Source organism: Vibrio aestuarianus (assembly GCF_028858425.1).
Classification (GTDB): Bacteria; Pseudomonadota; Gammaproteobacteria; order Enterobacterales; family Vibrionaceae; genus Vibrio; species Vibrio aestuarianus.
In genome coordinates, this window is record NZ_JAKNYQ010000002.1 from 510,157 (window position 1) to 530,630 (window position 20,474).

Here is a 20,474-nt window from a genome sequence, read left to right on the forward strand (position 1 = left end):
CTCCCTTTTTTATGAATGATTTATATTGAGCTCTCCAAATTTATCAAAGGAGAAATCAATGGAAATCAATCAAATTATCTTAAATGACAATCAATTTAGATTTTCTTTATATAAGAAGAATCAGTCGGAACAGTATGTCATTTTTTTACTCGGAGCTTTGCAGGATATCGAATCTGTTGACTCGTTTTCTCGAGCATTTTCTCAAGAGATAAACTGTTTAACTGTTGAAGTTCCGGGTACTGGTCGCACCAAGCCATTGGACTCAACAATCAGTATTAGAGAACAAACTTTAATGCTGTTAGATTTGATCCAGTATATGGATCTCAAAAAAGCGCACATCATCGCTTTTTCTTATGCGACCGCTATTTCTGTCGAGCTTTGTAATATCTGGCCGTATGTTACCAGTCTGTCAATTTGCGGCGGTGTCCCTGGTATACCTAAATCCGGTCGTTATGCCACAAAGCAAATGATTGCTGCTGCAATGCAGGGGCCAGAAGTATTTGCTAAAGTTTTTACTCGTTCTTTATCTGTTGATAATCCAGAAATTCCGAAAAATAAGGCCATACAAAGAGCAACAGAGAGAAGTATATCTAAAATGACACCTGACAGAATTGATGTGTTTTTTGAAAACTCCATTAGGTTATTAGTTCATAAACCATCAAATGTTGAAGATATAAATATCCCTTGTACTATATGTGTAGGAGAACTTGATCCATATGTAACTAAGGAAGTTGCATTTGAATTTTCACGAAAATTAATTAATTGCAATTTTTTAATTATTAAAAACGCAGACCATTTTATTCATTTAGAACATCCGGACAGATTATCTTCAATCTTGATTGCACAGGCAGCTTCATCTGTTGCTATCGAAAAAACCTTAAAAAACTTGTCTAGTTAACAGACATTATTTTTAAACTTATAGCCAATTCGGTCAACTTAAAACTCTGTGCATTTTAAGTTGACCATTTACACTGAAAAGTTTCATATCACATTTTACTTATATATATCTGATAAACTAGTCAAAATTTGAGTCATGGATTGCCGTTCATTTGATTTTAGCTTTCTTAGAGCCTCGACTATCAGTAAGTCTCGAATATGTTGTACTTGTCTGAGTTTGTGAAATTCAGGGAATTGCCTCATCTCACTGGTAAAGTTGACATGAGTATTGAGCTTAAAACCAAGTTTAACCCTAAAGCCAATGGAAACAGGAAAGTGTATGATTTTATTGGGTTTTTCTAACGCCTCATATTGATATCTTGATAATCCTAGAACTCTTGATATTGTATCAATTGAAATGTCGTTTTCTTCTCTGAACCTCTTTACTGTTATTGCAACTGAATGATAGTAATCAATTGCAAATTCATTGATATCTAATACTGCTGGCGGAAATAAGCTACTGTAGTTTTCTATCACACCATACTCTGATTCAATAGCAGCCCTGAACGTGAGGAATTCTCGTCGTGATTCTTCACTTAATGTATAGCAAACCATGTTCAGAAAAGTATTGAATTGTTCTGTTGGTAGACGCCCAATACAGACCAGTGCTTCTACAGCATTGTCATCCATTCCACGGTAAAATTCTTTGAGTTTGAAGCCATAATAAAATGCAGTCATTGGAACCATTGTGACCCATGAATAGGCGGCCACAATATGAATAGGTCGCATAGAATGGTAACTTTGCTGCATATATCTTTTCAAGGTTCCACTATTGATGCCGGAAAAACGTTTATCTAGCGTCTTGAAAGTTAATCCTTGTGCTCGTCTGACGTATGACATAGCGATCGAAATATCTGAATCAATAGTTTTCAGCATTTCATCTAAGCGATCAATTTCTTGATCCGATACAGCTAAAGCTTTTGTGTTATCGAGGTTCGACATATAAATCCTAGGGGGATGTATTTAATCAAAAATTGAAATAAATTGGATAGGCATTGATATTGATGAAGTTCAGAAACACTATCAAGTTCTTTTTATAGAGTTGTTTATATTGTTTCTAAGCGATACAAGAGGAAATTTCTGCATCTCATCGTTCAAGAGATGCTTTAGACCTCGCAACTTGCCTTAGCAAAGCGTTTCGGGCTTTCGTTAATTTGATTTTTCTCTATACTTATCCAAGTGACTGAATTATTGATAATTTAAACTAATGGAAAGTCATAGTTTAATAAGTAGAGGGATTCTAGTATGGGAAAAATCAAACCGATGATATTGGGCATAGCACTCACACTTTTAAGTGGAGTGTCGGCCGCTAAAGTCATTGAAACGACCACCTTGGCTGGCTTTGGGCAAGCAAAATATCCTGCTGATTTTTCTCATTTCGATTACGTTAATCCTAACGCTCCGAAATATGGAAAAGTGACTTATGGGCAAATTGGCACTTATGATAATTTCAACCGCTTTGCATCACGCGGAGCGCCAGCGGCTGGTAGCGGCGAGCTCTATGACTCCTTGATGTTTTCACCCAGTGATGAGATTAACACCTATTATCCTCTTATTGCCTCTAACGTCCGTTATTCCGATGACTATAGTTGGTTAGAGTTAGATATTAACCCGAAAGCTAGGTTTCATGATGGCCATGCCATTACTGCCGAAGATGTGGAATTCACGTTTAATAAATTTATGGCAGAAGGTGTACCGCAGTACCGTTTGTTTTATAAACAAGTCAAGTCGGTGAAAGCGATAAAACCGTTGACGGTTCGCATTGAAATGTCAGAACCGAATCGCGAAAAATTGTTTAGCTTAGCGCAGTCAACTCAAGTTCTGCCAAAGCATTATTGGCAAGATAAAAATCTAGCTGAGCCACTAAATGAACCACCGCTTGGAAGCGGTGCCTACAAAGTGGTGAATTACCAGTCCGGGCAAACTGTGACTTATGGCTTAGTTGAAGACTACTGGGCGGCAAAATTACCAGTCAATATTGGCCGTAATAACTTCAAACAAATTCAGTATGACTATTATCGTGATGATACCGTCATGCTAGAGGCATTTAAGGCTGGAGAATTCGATTTGCGCCAAGAGAACTCTGCGAAATTTTGGGCCAATTCGTACGTGGGTGTAAATTTTGATAAAGGATATATCAAGAAAGAGGAGATTGCCCACGACAGTCCAGCCTCGACTCAAGGTTTTGTATTCAATATTCAACGAGACGTGTTTAAAGATCCTAAAGTTCGTGAAGCACTTAACTACGCGATGGACTTTGAGTGGATGAATAAAAATATGTTTTATGATCAATACACTCGTACTCGCAGTTACTTCCAAAATACCGATTATGAAGCGAAAGGGCTGCCAACTGAGCAAGAGCTTGAAGTACTTGCTGCATTTAAAGATAACATTCCACCCCGTGTATTTACCCAAGAATTTCACCCCCCCGTAACCGATGGGACAGGGCGAATCCGTGCACAATTACGTACAGCGTTCAAATTGTTAAAAGAAGCGGGTTGGGAGCTAAAAGATAAGGTCATGACTAACACCACAACCGGTCAGCCTTTTAGTTTTGAATTGTTGATTTACAGTCCAACGACAGAGCGTATAGCAATACCGGTGCAGAAAAACTTAAAGCTGATGGGTATTGAAATGAAAATTCGCACCGTAGATACCACGCAATACCTCAAGCGGTTGCGTGATCGTGATTTTGACATGTTGTCTTCTGCTTATTCGGCAAACCCATATCCTAGCCCGAACCTGATGATTATTTGGAACTCTCAATATATTGATTCTACTTATAATCGTGCTGGAGTGATGGACCCTGTGGTCGATAAACTCACCGAAGAAATTGCTGAAAATCAAGAAGCCCCAGAGAAACTACTGACATTAGGTCGAGCATTGGATCGCGTATTGCAGTGGAATTTTTACATAATTCCGCAATGGTATTTAAGCCAGTACCGCGTAGCTACATGGGACAAATTTGAACGACCACAGCTTATGCCGAAGTATGACATCGGTATTGATACTTGGTGGGTCTCTGAGCAAAAAGAGCAGCGACTACCAGAAAAACGTCGTTAAGAGGTTGTCATGGCAGCGTATATTTTCCGCCGATTGTTACTGGTTATTCCCACGCTGTGGGCCATCATCACCATCAATTTCTTTATTATTCAAATTGCGCCTGGTGGTCCTGTAGAGCAAGCAATCGCGCAAATGGAAGGTCACAGCGACGGTATCATGGAACGCTTTACTGGCGGCGGCAAAGAGGTGGATACTCCAATTTCTGGTGATTCTGAAGTCGGTTATAAAGGTTCACGTGGGCTTGATCCTGAAGTGGTGGAAGCGATTAAAAAGCAGTTTGGTTTTGATAAGCCCTTACATGTACGCTACGTTGAAATGCTTAAGAATTACATCACTTTTAATTTTGGTGAGAGCTTGTTTAAAGGTGGCAACGTTATTGACTTAATTGTCGAACGTTTGCCCGTTTCCATATCGTTAGGTTTGTGGAGCACTTTAATCATTTACCTTATTTCAATACCATTAGGAATAGTAAAAGCGATTCATCACGGTTCAAGGTTTGATATTTGGTCAAGTGCTGTTGTCATTGTGGGCTACGCGATTCCAGGGTTTCTGTTCGCGATAATATTGATCATCTTATTTGCGAGTGGTAATTATTTTAGTTGGTTTCCACTGCGTGGGTTAGTCTCAAATAACTTTTCAGACTTAACGTGGTATCAACAAATCGCTGATTACTTTTGGCATTTAGCCTTACCAATCTTTGCCATGGTGATTGGTGGTTTTGCGACTTTAAGCATGCTAACTAAAAATTCATTCCTTGATGAAATCAATAAACAATATGTGGTGACAGCAAGAGCTAAGGGGCTTGATGAAAATCGCATCCTTTATAAGCATGTGTTTCGCAATGCAATGCTGATTATTATTGCAGGTTTTCCGAGTGCATTTATCAGCATTTTTTTCACTGGCTCCATGCTTATCGAGGTGATGTTTTCTCTCGAAGGTATTGGTTTGTTGGGTTTTGAATCAACCATTCAACGTGACTATCCTGTTGTCTTTAGTTCTTTATATATCATGACGTTATTAGGACTTATTTTGAGTATCATCTCCGACTTAACCTATATATGGGTCGATCCGAGAATTGATTTTGAGGCGCGCTGATGATGTTAAAGCAAAAAGCCGCTAACCCACTCAACGCTATGCGTTGGCAACGTTTTAAATCAAATCGCCGTGGTTTTTATTCGCTGTGGTTATTTAGCTTGTTATTTATCATTAGCTTATTCGCTGAGTTTATTGCCAATGATAAACCATTGTTTATTGAGTACGAGCAGCAGTGGTATTTCCCCACTTTTAACCAATATTCCGAAATCCAATTTGGTGGTGAATTTGCAACTGAGGCTGATTACACTGACCCGTATGTGACAGAACTGATAGAGGGAAAAGGTTTCATTATCTGGCCATTAGTTCGATTTAGTTACGATACCATAAATTTCAATATCACCAGTTCAGTACCGTCGCCTCCTGATGCTGAGAACTGGCTCGGCACGGATGACAAAGGACGCGATGTGTTAGCGCGGATTATTTATGGGTTTCGTATATCGGTATTGTTTGGTTTTGTGCTGACCATTGTATCTTCTGTGATTGGCGTTGTTGTTGGAGCAACACAAGGGTATTACGGTGGTTGGCTTGATTTACTCGGCCAACGTTTTATTGAAGTGTGGTCAGGAATGCCAACGCTGTTTCTTTTGATTATCTTATCAAGTTTTGTAGAACCCAATTTTTGGTGGTTATTGAGTATCATGGTGTTATTCAGTTGGATGAGCTTGGTCGGTGTGGTAAGAGCAGAGTTTTTACGCTGTCGGAATTTTGATTACGTTCGTGCAGCGCAAGCGATGGGCGTCAGTGATAGCCGCATTATGCTACGTCATATGCTTCCTAACGCAATGGTTGCTTCATTAACCATGATGCCTTTTATTCTCTCTGGCTCTGTGACGACGTTAACATCGTTAGATTTCTTAGGCTTTGGTTTACCGGTTGGCTCGCCATCGTTAGGCGAGTTGCTTGCTCAAGGCAAAGCAAACTTACAAGCTCCTTGGCTTGGTATCTCTGCATTTGTTGTACTTTCATTGATGCTGACTTTATTAGTGTTTATTGGTGAAGCGGTACGCGATGCCTTTGACCCACATCAGAATAGGATTGGATGATGACCCAAACCGTACTATCCATTCAAAATCTATCGGTTGGCTTTGGACGTAAAGAGCAGATAGAAGCAGTGACGCACCATGTTTCACTATCGGTCAAAAAAGGTGAAACCTTAGCATTGGTGGGAGAGAGTGGGTCAGGGAAATCTGTCACAGCGAATGCCATTCTTAAACTATTGCCCAAGGGATCCGCGCACTATTTAGATGGCCAAATTCTCTTCGATGGTGCGGATACTTTAACCTGTAGTGAACGGCAATTAAGAGCGATTCGTGGTGGGCGTATAGGGATGATTTTCCAAGAGCCAATGGTGTCGCTGAACCCATTGCATAAAATAGGAAAACAGCTGGTCGAAATTGTAGAAATTCACCGTGGTTTGAGAAAATCGAAGGCTGAAGCGATGGCCATCCAATGGCTAGAAAAAGTCGGCATTCGTTACCCAGAACTCAAGATAAACGCTTATCCACATGAGCTTTCTGGCGGTGAGCGACAGCGCGTTATGATTGCGATGGCTTTGATTAATGAACCAGAGCTGCTGATTGCCGATGAACCAACAACAGCATTGGATGTTTCGGTTCAAGCACAAGTGCTAGATCTGCTAAAAAACCTTCAGCAAGAACTTGGGATGGCAATGCTATTTATCACTCATGATTTAAGTATTGTGCGACGAATCGCTGATCGCGTTGCAGTGATGCAAAATGGGCAACTTGTTGAGCAGAACGAGTGTAAAACGTTATTTTCAGCGCCAAAGCATCCTTATACTAAGAAATTAATTGATTCAGATCCGCGAGGCTTTCCGGTTGAGGTGAGCGACACTAGTACATCACTACTCACATTAGATCAGCTAAAAGTGTGGTTTCCTATCAAAGGCGGGTTATTTAAACGAACGGTTTCATATATAAAAGCAGTAACCAATATGAAATTTGATTTAAAAAAAGGCTATTCGCTCGGAATTGTTGGTGAGAGTGGATCAGGTAAATCAACCACTGGTATGGCAATTTTGAAGTTGGTCAGTTCCGAAGGATCGATTCGCTATCAAGGTAACGAATTACAGGGTATAGATCGCAAGGAGATGCTGCCTTATCGAAGTAAAATGCAAGTGGTGTTTCAAGACCCCTTTTCTGCACTCAACCCAAGGATGTCAGTGGCGCAAATTATTGGTGAAGGTCTGAAAGTACATTGCAATTATGATGAAGAAACGCTCGATAGATTGATCTGCGAATCAATGCGAGAGGTAGAACTTGACCCTAATACTCGCCATCGTTATCCCAATGAGTTTTCAGGTGGGCAAAGACAGAGAATTGCCATCGCTCGGGCTTTGGTATTAAAACCTGAATTTATTTTGCTTGATGAACCCACATCATCATTAGATAGGACAATTCAAGCACAAGTATTGGATTTATTAAAATTGCTACAACAAAAGTATGGATTAACGTATCTTTTTATTAGTCACGATCTTCATGTCGTCAAATCGTTATGTCATTACACTATCGTAATGAAGCAGGGGGAAGTGGTAGAGCAGGGGGAGACGCAGCAACTCTTCTCTAATCCTCAACATCCTTACACGCAAGAGCTTATTTCATTCTCGCGGCTTTAATTTAATCGAAGGGTGCGATTAAACCGCTATTTGGATTGAAGGAACAATGGATTCCGGTGTAGCAAGGAAAAAACCCTGGAACATATCGATATCAAGCTCTCTCATGGCATCCAATTGTGCCTGCGTTTCTATGCCTTCTATCACTGTGTTTGCGGAGTTTTGTTTTGCTAAAGCGATACCATCGAGCAAAGGTAGAGTATCTCCTCGCATGTACTGTAAAAGTAAGCTTCGGTCGAACTTAATGATTTCAGGCGCAATTAGGTTTACGCGCTCTGGCGTTGACGCATAAGTACCAAAATCATCGATAGCAATCGCAAAACCGTTATCAGCTAAGCGCTGAGTTGCTTGTTTTAGCATTGCTTCATTTTCAGAATCTATTTCGATAAGCTCCATAACCAATTGTTTGTGTTCAATATGTAGATCCTTCAGCCTCGTAATGAGTAATCCAGTATTTATATCACTCATGGCAAACAGCTCACTAGCAGCAGGCAGAACATTAAGGAATAAACGGCATTGTCGATAGGGAGATACAGCATAGTTACGTAAATGTATAGCACGACACAGCCTTTCAACATTCAGTTTGTCGATTGGGTTAATAGCATCCGAATGAAAAAAATGGCTAGGACGAATATTGGTATTATCTTGGGTACTTATTCTTGCTAGTGCTTCAACGCCCACGACAAGATCGCTTCGAGAAAAAATCGGTTGGAAAACACTGCGTAATAATAGGCCTTGGTAATGAGCGATGTATTGGCCATCAGCATTTAAAGAGATACATTTTGAAAATTGGTTCTTGGTGGTGAACAGCATACAATTTATGACATCCTATAGTTCATAACAGCTCAATTATCGTCCTAGCATCAATATGCCATGCCATAATATTGACAGTCTATGACGCTTGTCAACAGTATATTAGGTTTAGATAATTAATCGATTAATGTCAAAACTATGTCACAAATGAAGATTTTTAATGATTTTTTCATAAAATCTCATAAATGAAAATGGAATTAAGTAAATAATTTTGTTATTTAACAAGCTGTTATATTTGATGGGGGAGTGGTAATAAAATGGGTAAATTAAACATTGTTAGATTACTACAAACGTCTAAAGGTCGATTAAATTGTTGAATTAGGTCTTCTTGAGGTTTTTTTGAACCAGTGTCGCATTTTTATGGTTTTTCATAAGAGAGGCTTTTAAAACTCAGCAACGCTTTATTTTGTGTTTAACATTTATGCCCACTGAAGAACAGCATAAAGTTGGATATACTTTCTAACCAGTTGTTGGTTTTTAGAATGTTTCAGCGGATGACCGAATTTGATATAGCAAGGGCTGATTTGAAAGCGAGTTTCGAGAGATTGGGTGAGCCAAGAATCACTTTCATAAAGTGTGATTCCCTGCGCGTTATATTGATCGATTTCATCAGGTAGTTGACCTGTCCACCAGTGGAGTAGTTCACGGCTTTTTTGGCTACGGCTTATCCAGTGGTCGGTGAGCAGTAATAGTAAATCATTAGGTTGAATGGCGTAAGCGTATTCATACTTCCACTGCGCGATATCTTGCATGAGTTTCTCGCGGCACGTTTTTCCTGCACTAACTAAATGATGAGTCAATATCCAAACCGTGCCAGCATCGCAACTTACCCGATAGTGATGAGGTTGGTCACGATGAGGGTTTGATTCTATTGGAAAATAGTCGCAAGGGTGTCCAAATTCACTCAGCGTTCTTGCTAACCGGCGCGCAAAGGCCAGGCCTAGGTGATGCTCACTCATTCCTTGATTATGAATCGTTGGGTAGTGCTTTTCACAAAGCTTTAGGCAGTCAGATTGAAATTCATTGACGCTTTGAGTGAGTATATCCAGTAGCAACTCGTTGTTCTCCTTTAATAAAGCTAAGCAAGATTACCACAGTTACGATGAACGACGAGCGACAAATAACCAGTTCTTGATCTTTCACACTCTTCTTTCTAAATAATTGGTTTGTCGTGTGTTTATCACCTAAAATTTCAATTGTCACTTGGGGGAATCAAATGAAAGAACTTGTGCTCGATGAAGAACAAAAAACAGCGCTGACTCAAGCGCTACAACGTTATATGGAAGAGGAACTTGATACGGAAATTGGTCAATTTGATGCCTTATTTTTACTCGATTTCGTGGCAAGCAAAATAGGACCTGCTTTTTATAACAAAGGGTTGTCAGATGCTCATGATGTTATGCAAAGAAGGATGCTTGATGTAGCAGATGATTTATATGCGATAGAGCAACCAATAACTTAGGCTTTTTAAGTTCCTTCAGTTTTTCTGAACAACTCCATCAACTTGGCGATATGTCCACAATGTAAAGAATGGTAAATACTATGTAAAACGTAAGCATTAATGTGTAGCTTTAATCTATCTGATTGGCATTCTCACTTATCTTTAGAGACTTTTATGACTTCAAACGTAAAAAATTACAATCTCGTTTCCCGCTTAGTGCACTGGGTATCGGCTTTGGTCGTATTCGGTATGTTCGCGGTAGGCTTGTGGATGGTCGATCTTACCTACTATAGCCAATGGTATAAGACGGCGCCCCACTGGCATAAATCAATTGGATTATTGCTTGCTGCATTAACACTGTTTCGCCTGCTATGGAAACAAATAAGCTCAACCCCTTCGATTGAAGGAAGTCGTGTTGAGCGTCTAGGCGCTAAGGCTGCCCATGGCTTCATGTATTTATTGTTAATCACGCTATTTGTTTCCGGTTACCTAATTTCAACCGAAGATGGTCGTGGGATTGATGTATTTAACTGGTTGACAGTACCTGGTATGGGCGCTTTGTTTGAAGGACAGGCTGACCTTTCAGGAACTATTCACTTTTACGCCGCTTGGACGTTAATTATTATCGCGGTAATTCATGCCGCAGCAGCGCTTAAGCACCACTTTATCAACAAAGATAATACTCTACGAAAAATGACAGGAGCTTCGAAATGAAGAAAACATTACTTGCTGCAGGACTAGCTTTCGCAACGTTAATGCCATTGAGTGCTAGTGCAGCGGATTACGTTATTGATAGTAAAGGGGCTCATGCTTCTATTAACTTCAAGGTTAGCCACCTTGGTTACAGCTTCATTAAAGGACGTTTTAACAAGTTCGATGGCGAGTTTTCTTATGATGCTAAAGACTTGGCCAGCTCTAAAGTGCAGGTAAATGTGGATACACGTAGTTTAGATAGTAATCATGCTGAGCGTGATAAACATATCCGTAGTACTGATTTTATTGATGCTTCGAAATTCCCTCAAGCTACTTTTACGAGTACTAAAGTGATAGATAAAGGAAATGGTCAATTGGAAGTCATGGGCGACTTGACGCTTCATGGGCAAACAAAACCTATTACGATCAATGCTGAATTTATTGGTGCAGGCCAAGACCCATGGGGAGGACAACGTGCTGGCTTTATGGGCACGACTCGTCTAGAACTGGCCGATTTTAATATCGCGGTAATGGGTTCATCAAGTTATGTTGATATGGAACTGCATATCGAAGGTGTTCAAAAATAAGTTTTATATTGCAGCCCGTTTTGTTGTGTAGCACTAACTAGTGCTTGAAACACCTAAATACTGACGATGATAAATAAAAGGGACTACATTTTGAGTAGTCCCTTTTTGATACATGATGTTGATACTTATTAGAGTGAGCTTTGGTTCATATCCTATTAGCTGGCTGCTGTTTTTTCAGTTTGGAATTCAGCCACAGCGCTATCCATTTCATGGGCTTGTTTGGATACAATATCAACCTCAGCCAGGCACTGTTTAGCAGAGTGCATGTTGTTGTCTGAAATTGAATTGAGTTCGGTTATGGATTCGCTCACTTGATTCATGACGATCCCTTGCTCTTCAATAGCTGAAGCGATACGTTCAGAATTACTTTGGATCATCTCCATATCAGTAATAATTTGCCGCAAGCTTTGATCAAGCTTACTAGAGGCATCTAAAGTTTCGTGGCCTTGTGTATTACACTGCGCTATATCAGTTACTACTGTGCTCATTTGCGTTTGAATGGCAGAAACAACATTAGTTATCTCTTCTGTTGATTGATGCGTTCTACTTGCTAAGGCTCGAACTTCATCTGCGACTACTGCAAATCCTCGTCCTTGTTCACCCGCGCGCGCTGCCTCGATTGCGGCATTAAGAGCCAGTAGATTGGTCTGCTCAGCAATGGCTTGAATAATGGTTACCGCTCCACCAATCTGTTCTACGTGTTTATTGAGCGAGGAAATAGAGTGCTGACTCTTTTCTAAGGTGCGGGACAACTGATCAACATTTTTGACGGTGGATTCAACAACAGTTCTGCCACTCTGGGCATTTTTGGCTGCTTGGTGCACTCCTTCAACGGCAATGCTGGTGCTTTCTGATATCTCCCCAATGGTTGCTACCATTTCTTGTACAGCGGTTGCCATTGTGGTGGTGTGATCGGCTTGCACATGGAATTGTTCAATGACATCTTCCAGTTCGTTATGCATACTTGATGTACTGCTCGAAAGCTGTTGCGATTTAGTTTGAGAGCTAGCGATGAGCAGTTCAAATTTATCGAGTAATGTATTGAAATAATTGCCAATCGAAACTAATTCATTTTTACCTTCTAATTTAACGCGCAAGCTGATGTTGTTGGTGCTTGAAATCATCTGCATCACAGTCAACAACTTGCTAACTTGAATGTTAATGGAGCGTGAAATTTGTAATATAAAAACGAGAATAAAGGCAATAACTAATAATGTAACACCATTTTTAATGTAGTTGAGCTCCCCCTGTATGCGATCTACTTCGGTACTAAGAGTCTCAGAAAAGCTTGAAAACTGTGTTTCCACTGCATGAGATAAATTACGAGCCTCACCTAACAAACCTTGATTATATTGAAGCCCGACAATTTTTTTCTGTTCAATTAATTGCAGTGCAGTTTGTTTTAAATTTGGAAAGATCGAGTCAATCGATTCCGTTGGAGCATACTTGCCACTTTGCGCCATTTTATCAAAAGCAATTAATGCCACTAATTGCTGATCATCGGAATTCATTTTGGCCAGTTCCAAAGCTTGCAAGTAGCGTCCCCGAATTCCTGCCTTATCATTCAGTCCATATTGGATATATGCTTGAGCAAGTTTTTCAAAGCCTTGTTTGTAAGCGATGAGATCTTGACGCAGTTGAGAACTTGATGGCAGGCTACGATTAAATAGAATAGGTGAGAGTTGCTTTTCCAGTGTTAAGAAAAGATCACTATTTTTTTTAAAAGTTTCGAGATATTTTAAATCTTCCCTTAGTAGAAAATCTTTTTCATTACGCCGCAAATTGAGCAGCCTAATTTCAAGTTTAGCGACTAAATTAATGGCTTGATTGAGTTCATCGGTTGTTTTAGCAAAGTGTGAGCTTGTTAACAATATTGATATCACACCCGCAATAGCAACGACACCCAGTGAATATAATTTCTGCTTAATATTCATGAGATTACTTACCTACGTGAAATAAACTTAAGTTTAATTGTTGTCTTTGTTATTAGAATGTTAGGTTTAAACTCGAAGCATAGCAATTAATAGATATGGAAAAGTTACATTCAATCCAATTTTTATGCATAACATTCTGATTTTTAATTATTATTTTTATGGTGGAAGATTTGCAATACATTGATTTGGAACGTTATCAAGGTTTGATTTTTGATATGGATGGCACGCTACTTGATACCATGCCAGCCCATTTGCAAGCGTGGTCGCAAACGGCGCAACACTTTAAATTTCCTTTTTCGCATCAATGGTTACATAGCTTAGGTGGTATGCCGAGTTTTAAAATTGTTGCGGAAATTAATAAACAGCACCACCTTGGACTTGATCCGCAGCTTGTGGCCAACTTTAAAATGACCGTATTTTCAGAAATAGAAAGCTATGGCGAGGTCATTCCTTGTACTCATGATGTAGTTAAGCATTTTTATGGCCATAAAAAAATGGCGGTAGGGACGGGCAGCCAAAGACAAAGTGCAATCAAGCTTCTTACAAAATCAGGATTGTTAGACAAATTTGATGCTGTAGTAACGGCGTCAGACGTAGAGAGCCATAAACCTAATCCAGACACTTTTCTACAAGCTGCAAGTTTGTTGGGGTTGCAAGCGAATCAGTGTGTGGTGTTTGAAGATACCGATTTAGGTAAACAGGCCGCTCATTCTGGTGGTATGGATTGCGTAATGGTAGAAAATGGCAGGTTGGTTTTTTATCCCTATTTATAATCGAAAATGAGCCGCTTTCGCGGCTCATTTATTATTGAATTTCAATTAGTTCAACGTCAAAAATCAGTACTGCTGCTGGTGGGATAGGACCACTGCCACCTTTGCCATAGCCTAAGTTACTAGGAATGAACAGGCGCATTTTTTGTCCTTCGACCATAAGTTGTAAACCTTCCTGCCAGCCTTTAATCACTTGGTTTAAACCAAAAGTAATGGGGTCGTTGCGCTCAACCGAGCTATCGAATACGGTACCATCCGTCAACGTACCATGGTAATGAACTTTAACTCGGCTGTTGGATTTAGGATGAACGGTGCCAGTGCCTTCTTGCAGTACTTTATACTGAAGGCCACTTTCCGTGATCATCACTCCTTCTTGTTTCGCGTTTTCTGTGAGGAACGCTTGTCCTAGGGTGAAGTTTTCATCCGCTGCTTTATGGTTGGTCCATGTGCGGTAGATAAAGAAACCAGCCAGTATGAAAATAATAAGTGGGAATACAAATTTAGACATAATCTTTAAGCCTATATTAAGGTTGAGTCAGTAGATAAGAGATGGTATTGGCGATACCATCTGCGTCGTTATGGCCAGAGGTCATAACAAGGTATTTGCCTTTTACGATAAAAGTAGGAACGGAGTTAATTTGTCCTTTCACCGAAACTTCTTCTGCCATCATCATTGTTTGAAGCAGTTGTTTTTGTTGTTCTGCATCCAAAGCATAAGGGCTAACTAAGTTGCGCTCTGAGAATACAAGCTCAATAGCTTTTTTACGCTCAGTTGAGGTGGCCTCTTCTCCCATTTGCACTACAGAAAAAAGCGCTTCCATCATCTGGTGATCTGGTACTGAATTTAATTGCATTACGGCTGTGTAATAAATCATTGCGCCAATTTGAGCACCTTCATTAAATGTAACATGCAATTTACCGAAAGTTTCTCCAGTCGCTTTTTCTAGTTGAGGGATAACACTTTCCATTTTACGGCAATGGCCGCAAGTTAAGGCGAAAACTTCCGTCACAGCAGGTAAACGATAAGTTGATAGGTTAACTGGCAGTTGCTGATATTGCTTACCTTCTTGTGGGGTATTGCTATCACTGCAACCGACGATAGCGAGTAAAGCTGCAACTAAGCCCAAGTATTGGAAGATGATTTTTTTCATATAAGATTTCTTGTCGAAGAATAAGAGCCACATTCTAACGGCTTCAGATAACAAGAAAAACAGAAACCATCAGTAAATTACCATCAAATAGTTATAAAGTTTTACGCTGTTGGCCGATATAGTCTTTGTTGTGAGTTTATGGAGTGGTATTCGGATGAAGTATTTAGCTTTGCCATTATTAATGTTGTTGACGGGTTGTGGAAGTTTGGTCACTGATCGTATGTTTAGTGACAATCTATTAAATGAAGCACCTAAAGGTGATTTTGATGTGCTTTATCCCGAGTGGGGAAACGCTCCTAAGCTAGCCTCGACTGGTGTTCAAGGGCCAATGGGTCAACAACGTACAGGTAGCTATGACTCATTACAAAATTTCTTATTGAGAAATGGTGTGGATTATGAAGTATTGCCGGGTAATCACATTATGGTGAAATTAAAAGATACCGTTAAGTTTGAAACGGGTTCTTCGCAGGTTTCGTCTAATTCGCAGCAATGGTTGAGTATGATGGGTAGTTATCTTGCCTCAGAGCCAAGTATTGATATTGTTATTGATGGCCATGCCGATAGTACAGGTGTCGCAAATTTTAATGACCGTTTATCAATGAATCGAGCAAAAGCGGTCAAAAACACACTGGTGAAGAATAATGTTGCAATGGATTCCATTTTTACCCGTGGTTATGGTGAATATGTTCCTGCTTGTACCAATCAAACCAAAGTAGGCAAAGCATGCAATCGTCGTGTTGAAGTACTGTTTATTGTATCAAACAATTAATTTACTTGGTTCTCACACATCCTAAGCATTACATGAAAAAGCCCCACTTATTGCAAGCGGGGCTTTTTTGTTTTTGTATGCCTAAAGTCAATTAAGCAAGCAGCTCATTTGCTGTTTTCACCACGTTTTCAGTGGTGAAGCCAAACATCTCGAACAACTGATCAGCAGGCGCTGACTCACCAAAGGTGGTCATACCGATGATCTTGCCGCCAAAGCCAACGTACTTGTACCAGAAATCCGCAATGCCCGCTTCAATCACGATACGTTTAGTCACGTCTGCTGGTAATACTGCTTCGCGGTAAGCGGCATCTTGCTTGTCAAATGCATCAGTAGCAGGCATGGATACCACGCGTACTTTCTTACCTTCTGCGGTTAGTTGCTCTGCGGCTTTCACTGCTAGCTCAACTTCTGAACCTGTCGCAATTAGGATTAGCTCAGGCTTACCATCGCTGTCTTTCAGGATGTAACCACCCTTAGCAATGTTAGCCACTTGCTCAGCGGTACGCTCTTGCTGTGCTAGGTTTTGACGAGAGAAGATAAGCGCAGATGGGCCATCTTTACGCTCAATCGCCAGTTTCCAAGCTACCGCTGATTCCACCTGGTCACATGGACGCCATGTGCTCATGTTTGGTGTTAAACGCAGTGAAGCAATTTGTTCAACTGGTTGGTGGGTAGGGCCATCTTCACCCAAGCCGATAGAGTCGTGCGTGTACACTTGAATGTTCTGAATTTTCATCAGAGCGGCCATGCGCATTGCATTACGTGCGTATTCCATAAACATTAGGAACGTTGCGCCGTAAGGAACGAAACCGCCATGAAGTGCAATACCGTTCATGATGGCAGTCATACCGAATTCACGCACACCGTAGTGAATGTAGTTACCTGAGAAATCTTCCGCAGTCAGTGATTTAGAACCAGACCACATAGTAAGGTTAGAAGGTGCTAAGTCAGCAGAGCCGCCCATAAATTCTGGTAGCATTGCACCAAAGGCTTCAAGCGCATTTTGTGACGCTTTACGTGATGCAATATTGGCAGGGTTAGCTTGCAAGTCGGCAATAATTGCGCTGGCTTTTTCTTCCCACTGCGCTGGTAATTCACCATTTACGCGGCGTTTAAATTCAGCGGCAAGCTCTGGGTATGCTGCTTCATAAGCTGCAAATTTCTCATCCCACGCTGCTTCCTTAGTTGTGCCAGCTTCTTTCGCTGACCATTCTGAGTAGATTTCTTGCGGAATTTCGAACGCACCGTGTTCCCAACCTAAAAATTCTTTTGCTGCTTTGATTTCATCATGGCCTAGTGGTGCACCGTGACAGTCGTGTGAACCTGATTTGTTTGGCGAACCAAAACCGATAATCGTTTTAGTACAAATCAAAGTTGGGCGACCAGTTTCAGCCTTCGCCGCTTCAATCGCCGCATTGATAGCCTCTGCATCGTGGCCATCAACCGCAGGAATAACGTGCCAACCATACGCTTCAAAACGTTTAGGTGTATCGTCAGAGAACCAACCTTCAACGTGACCATCAATAGAAATGCCGTTGTCATCCCAGAAAGCAACCAGCTTGCCAAGACCTAACGTACCCGCTAAGGAACAAGCTTCATGAGAAATACCTTCCATCAAGCAGCCATCACCCATGAATACATAAGTGAAGTGGTCAACGATGTCGTGGCCTTCTTTATTAAATTGTGCAGCTAGCGCTTTTTCAGCCATTGCCATACCAACGGCGTTAGTAATACCTTGGCCTAGTGGACCCGTAGTCGTTTCAATGCCTGGTGCGTAACCATATTCAGGGTGGCCTGGGGTTTTTGAATGCAACTGACGGAAGTTTTTCAGATCATCAATCGATAACTCGTAACCGCTTAGATGCAGCAAAGAGTAAATCAACATTGAGCCATGGCCGTTAGAAAGAACGAAACGGTCACGGTCTGCCCATTGTGGGTTTTGTGGGTTGTGGTTTAGGTGAGAGCGCCAAAGCACTTCAGCAATGTCCGCCATCCCCATCGGTGCGCCAGGGTGGCCAGAATTAGCTTGCTGTACACCATCCATGCTAAGGGCACGAATTGCATTTGCCAGTTGTTTACGATCCATAATATTTACCAAAATAGTCGATTTAGAAATGAGAGGGGAACGTTAATCGTTCCCCTAATTTTAATTCTTATAACTGATTACAGTTTAGCCGCAATCATAGTTTCAAGCTTGCCTTGGTCAATGGCGAAGTTGCGAATACCTTCCGCTAGTTTTTCTACGGCCATTGCATCTTGGTTGTGTTCCCATAGGAACTCAGCGTGAGTCATTGCTGCTGGGCGCTCTTTAGAACCTTTAGAGTCAACTAGTTTCTCAACCACTTCGCCTTCGGCCGCTTCAAGCTCTGCAAGTAGAGCAGGGGCGATAGTTAGACGGTCACAGCCAGCAAGCTCTAGGATTTCGCCAATGTTACGGAAGCTAGCACCCATTACCACTGTGTTGTAGCCGTGCTCTTTGTAGTAGTTGTAGATATCAGTTACAGAGATTACGCCTGGATCTTCTTGAGCTTCAAAATCACGGCCTTCTTTTGCTTTGTACCAGTCCATGATGCGACCAACGAATGGAGAAATAAGGAACACGCCAGCTTCAGCACATGCACGCGCTTGAGCGAAAGAGAAAAGAAGCGTTAAGTTACAGTTGATGCCTTCTTTCTCAAGAATTTCTGCTGCGCGGATGCCTTCCCAAGTAGAAGCCAGTTTGATCAAGATACGGTCGTTGGTGATACCTGCATCATTGTACATTTTGATCAATTGACGTGCTTTAGCAACACTGCCTTCCATATCGTAAGATAGGCGAGCATCTACCTCAGTAGAAATACGGCCAGGAATGGTTTTTAGGATTTCTTTACCGATGTTAACGGCAAGCATGTCACAAGTGTCTTGAACTTGTTGTGCTTTGTCTGAACTTTGGCTTTTTGCGTATTCGATAGAGGCATCGATTAATGGTGCATACTCGGCAATTTGAGCGGCTTTAAGAATTAGAGATGGGTTCGTTGTTGCGTCTTCTGGTTGGTATTTTTTTATTGCGTCAATTTCGCCAGTGTCAGCGACAACAGTAGTCAGTTTACGAAGTTGCTCTAATTTATTGCTCATATCGATCATCCTATGTCTTTGGGCTTCGCCAGCATTTTGATTAGCTGGGCATTTGCAAGCGGGTCGGTGGATAGTTTAGTCACGCTTTTACGTAAAACCTTTCCACAAACTCAATTAATTTCAGCGACCGAACATTTGCTTTGAACATTTGATCGTTCGTTGAGTAAATGATGTGCCCATATTTATCTGATCTACGAGGAAAGTCAATCGATCTTCTAGGGTTATGGTGATGTCAATCAACTATTTTTTTGCGGCTGAAGTGAGGTGTAGTGAAATAAACGTTTGCTTAGGTTAGAGCAAGCTTTGCTTAGTCATAAATAACATTTATTTGGGTGTGAGAAAATGTAATGGCGATGAGCAAAAGTTGCAATGTGGGTGCGCTGTAACATATGCTAGGTCAATGAGCGGATGCTCAAATTTTTGTATTCTGCTGGCAATGTTGATTACGAGAACGATTATGACAACTTCAAACCAAGATATTTCGATAGAAAACACCGATCTACTCACTGAAATATCCGTTGCTTATTACCAAGATGGCGCGACTCAAGAAGAGATCTCGAAAAAATTTGCGATTTCACGTGCCAAAGTAGGGCGGATGCTGAAACAAGCCCGAGATGAAGGCATTGTTGAAATTACCGTAAAATATCACCCAGTGTTTAGCGCAAAGATAGAGCAACGTTTGATTGAACGATTCGGCGTTAAACGCGCCTTGGTTGCATTAGATCAACCTAGTGAAGAGCAGCAACGTCAGCAAGTATCGGGGTTAGTATCGAATTATCTCACTAACACATTAAAAAATGGCATGGTAGTTACCGTTGGCCAAGGACGAAATGTTTCCGCTGTCGCGCATCATATTGGTGTTATTACACCTAGAGACTGCAAATTTGTTTGCAGTATTGGCGGTATCCATCCGCGAGGCGGTATGTTCAACGCGGACCACATTTGTCGTCAGTTGGCGAAAAAATATGGCGGTAGTTCTGAAACATTGTATGCGCCAGCTTATGCTGAAAATCGAGAACAAAAATTAGCCTTTATGCAAAATGCAACTGTTAAGCAAACGCTTGATTTAGCACGTAAAGCGGATATTGCGTTGGTCGGAATTGGTGATATGAGTGAAAACAGCTACATGGTTGATTTAGGTTGGTTTACGGCAGATGAAGTCGTTCAATCGCGCCTACAGCAAGGAGTCGTTGGAGATTTTGCAGGATACGATTTCTTTGATATTCATGGTAAGGCCGCTAATACCGTAATGAGCGACCGCGTGATTGGCTTGGGTATTGACGAGTTTCGTCCTATTGCAGAAGTGATCGCTATTGCCGCTGAAAACAGTAAACCACTGGCGTTACTTGGCGCACTACGTACTGGTGCCATTGATGTGATTGCTACCAGTGTTAGCAATGCGCTCACCGTTTTAAACCTAGATGAACAAATGCAACTTGGTGTAGGGAAAAGTTAGTTTGTCTGAAAGTGATACGC

At 41.1% G+C, this 20,474-nt stretch carries 19 protein-coding genes; 11 read left to right on the top strand and 8 right to left on the bottom strand.

What is annotated here, in order from left to right; translation table 11 throughout:
* Positions 1-58: 58 nt before the first annotated feature.
* Positions 59-898 carry an alpha/beta fold hydrolase gene (locus MCT08_RS15895; protein WP_168524605.1) on the top strand — a complete coding sequence of 280 codons (840 nt, stop codon included), beginning with the start codon at positions 59-61 and terminating at the stop codon, positions 896-898.
* A gap of 95 nt (positions 899-993) precedes the next feature.
* On the opposite strand, the gene MCT08_RS15900 is transcribed toward MCT08_RS15895, so the two are convergent.
* Entirely contained in the window at positions 994-1,878 is an 885-nt protein-coding gene (locus MCT08_RS15900) for a helix-turn-helix transcriptional regulator (protein ID WP_168780424.1), read from the bottom strand.
* A gap of 303 nt (positions 1,879-2,181) precedes the next feature.
* On the opposite strand from MCT08_RS15900, the gene MCT08_RS15905 reads away from it, so the two are divergent.
* Genes MCT08_RS15905 through MCT08_RS15920 form a run of 4 tightly spaced genes read left to right on the top strand, consistent with a single transcriptional unit; the run spans position 2,182 to position 7,729 of the window.
* A complete protein-coding gene (locus MCT08_RS15905) occupies positions 2,182-3,999 on the top strand; it encodes an extracellular solute-binding protein (RefSeq protein ID WP_168787039.1) in 1,818 nt (605 codons plus the stop codon).
* A gap of 9 nt (positions 4,000-4,008) precedes the next feature.
* A complete protein-coding gene (locus tag MCT08_RS15910; protein WP_274678850.1) occupies positions 4,009-5,094 on the top strand; it encodes a microcin C ABC transporter permease YejB in 1,086 nt (361 codons plus the stop codon).
* Positions 5,094-6,137 carry an ABC transporter permease gene (locus MCT08_RS15915; RefSeq protein ID WP_168787041.1) on the top strand — a complete coding sequence of 348 codons (1,044 nt, stop codon included), beginning with the start codon at positions 5,094-5,096 and terminating at the stop codon, positions 6,135-6,137. The genes MCT08_RS15910 and MCT08_RS15915 overlap by 1 nt, the downstream gene beginning before the upstream one ends.
* The gene (locus tag MCT08_RS15920) at positions 6,134-7,729 is read left to right on the top strand and encodes an ABC transporter ATP-binding protein (RefSeq protein ID WP_176313650.1); all 1,596 of its coding nucleotides are present in this window, start codon (positions 6,134-6,136) and stop codon (positions 7,727-7,729) included. Before MCT08_RS15915 ends, MCT08_RS15920 begins: the two co-directional genes overlap by 4 nt.
* Before the next feature lie 18 nt (positions 7,730-7,747).
* Here MCT08_RS15920 and MCT08_RS15925 read toward each other — a convergent pair whose 3' ends face one another.
* Both MCT08_RS15925 and MCT08_RS15930 read right to left on the bottom strand, forming a co-directional pair.
* Positions 7,748-8,539 carry an EAL domain-containing protein gene (locus MCT08_RS15925; RefSeq protein ID WP_168524610.1) on the bottom strand — a complete coding sequence of 264 codons (792 nt, stop codon included), beginning with the start codon at positions 8,537-8,539 and terminating at the stop codon, positions 7,748-7,750.
* Between the two features lie 419 nt (positions 8,540-8,958).
* A complete protein-coding gene (locus tag MCT08_RS15930) occupies positions 8,959-9,594 on the bottom strand; it encodes a hypothetical protein (RefSeq protein ID WP_053310677.1) in 636 nt (211 codons plus the stop codon).
* Between the two features lie 161 nt (positions 9,595-9,755).
* On the opposite strand from MCT08_RS15930, the gene MCT08_RS15935 reads away from it, so the two are divergent.
* The 3 genes from MCT08_RS15935 (at position 9,756) to MCT08_RS15945 (ending at position 11,260) form a co-directional block, all read left to right on the top strand.
* Positions 9,756-10,001 (top strand): DUF2164 domain-containing protein, encoded by a 246-nt coding sequence (locus tag MCT08_RS15935; RefSeq protein WP_053310678.1) that lies wholly within the window; start codon positions 9,756-9,758, stop codon positions 9,999-10,001.
* Positions 10,002-10,154: 153 nt separating this feature from the next.
* Positions 10,155-10,694, top strand: coding sequence for a cytochrome b (locus MCT08_RS15940; RefSeq protein ID WP_053310679.1), 540 nt, complete (start codon positions 10,155-10,157; stop codon positions 10,692-10,694).
* On the top strand, positions 10,691-11,260 hold the full coding sequence (locus MCT08_RS15945; RefSeq protein WP_053310680.1) for a YceI family protein: 570 nt from the start codon (positions 10,691-10,693) through the stop codon (positions 11,258-11,260). The genes MCT08_RS15940 and MCT08_RS15945 overlap by 4 nt, the downstream gene beginning before the upstream one ends.
* Positions 11,261-11,415: 155 nt before the next feature.
* On the opposite strand, the gene MCT08_RS15950 is transcribed toward MCT08_RS15945, so the two are convergent.
* Positions 11,416-13,194 (bottom strand): methyl-accepting chemotaxis protein, encoded by a 1,779-nt coding sequence (locus MCT08_RS15950; protein WP_274678851.1) that lies wholly within the window; start codon positions 13,192-13,194, stop codon positions 11,416-11,418.
* A gap of 170 nt (positions 13,195-13,364) precedes the next feature.
* On the opposite strand from MCT08_RS15950, the gene MCT08_RS15955 reads away from it, so the two are divergent.
* Positions 13,365-13,967, top strand: a complete 603-nt coding sequence (locus tag MCT08_RS15955; protein WP_274678852.1) for a beta-phosphoglucomutase family hydrolase — start codon at positions 13,365-13,367, stop codon at positions 13,965-13,967.
* Between the two features lie 31 nt (positions 13,968-13,998).
* Here the strand turns inward: MCT08_RS15955 and bamJ are convergent, their stop codons facing one another.
* Together bamJ and MCT08_RS15965 are read right to left on the bottom strand one after the other, a co-directional pair.
* Complete coding sequence (gene bamJ / locus MCT08_RS15960; protein ID WP_168524613.1) at positions 13,999-14,472, bottom strand: BamJ family beta-barrel-assembly machinery protein; 474 nt, start codon at positions 14,470-14,472, stop codon at positions 13,999-14,001.
* Between the two features lie 16 nt (positions 14,473-14,488).
* Entirely contained in the window at positions 14,489-15,115 is a 627-nt protein-coding gene (locus tag MCT08_RS15965) for a thiol:disulfide interchange protein DsbA/DsbL (protein WP_274675368.1), read from the bottom strand.
* A gap of 154 nt (positions 15,116-15,269) precedes the next feature.
* Here MCT08_RS15965 and MCT08_RS15970 point away from each other — a divergent pair, with 154 nt between their 5' ends.
* A complete protein-coding gene (locus tag MCT08_RS15970; protein WP_274672732.1) occupies positions 15,270-15,884 on the top strand; it encodes an OmpA family protein in 615 nt (204 codons plus the stop codon).
* Between the two features lie 91 nt (positions 15,885-15,975).
* Here MCT08_RS15970 and tkt read toward each other — a convergent pair whose 3' ends face one another.
* Positions 15,976-17,970 (bottom strand): transketolase, encoded by a 1,995-nt coding sequence (tkt, locus tag MCT08_RS15975; RefSeq protein ID WP_274678853.1) that lies wholly within the window; start codon positions 17,968-17,970, stop codon positions 15,976-15,978.
* A gap of 77 nt (positions 17,971-18,047) precedes the next feature.
* Positions 18,048-18,998: a transaldolase gene (gene tal / locus MCT08_RS15980; protein ID WP_053312033.1), complete on the bottom strand. Its 951-nt coding sequence runs from the start codon at positions 18,996-18,998 to the stop codon at positions 18,048-18,050.
* A 457-nt stretch (positions 18,999-19,455) separates the two neighbouring features.
* Here tal and MCT08_RS15985 point away from each other — a divergent pair, with 457 nt between their 5' ends.
* A complete protein-coding gene (locus MCT08_RS15985) occupies positions 19,456-20,454 on the top strand; it encodes a sugar-binding transcriptional regulator (protein ID WP_168524617.1) in 999 nt (332 codons plus the stop codon).
* The last annotated feature ends 20 nt before the right edge of the window (positions 20,455-20,474 follow it).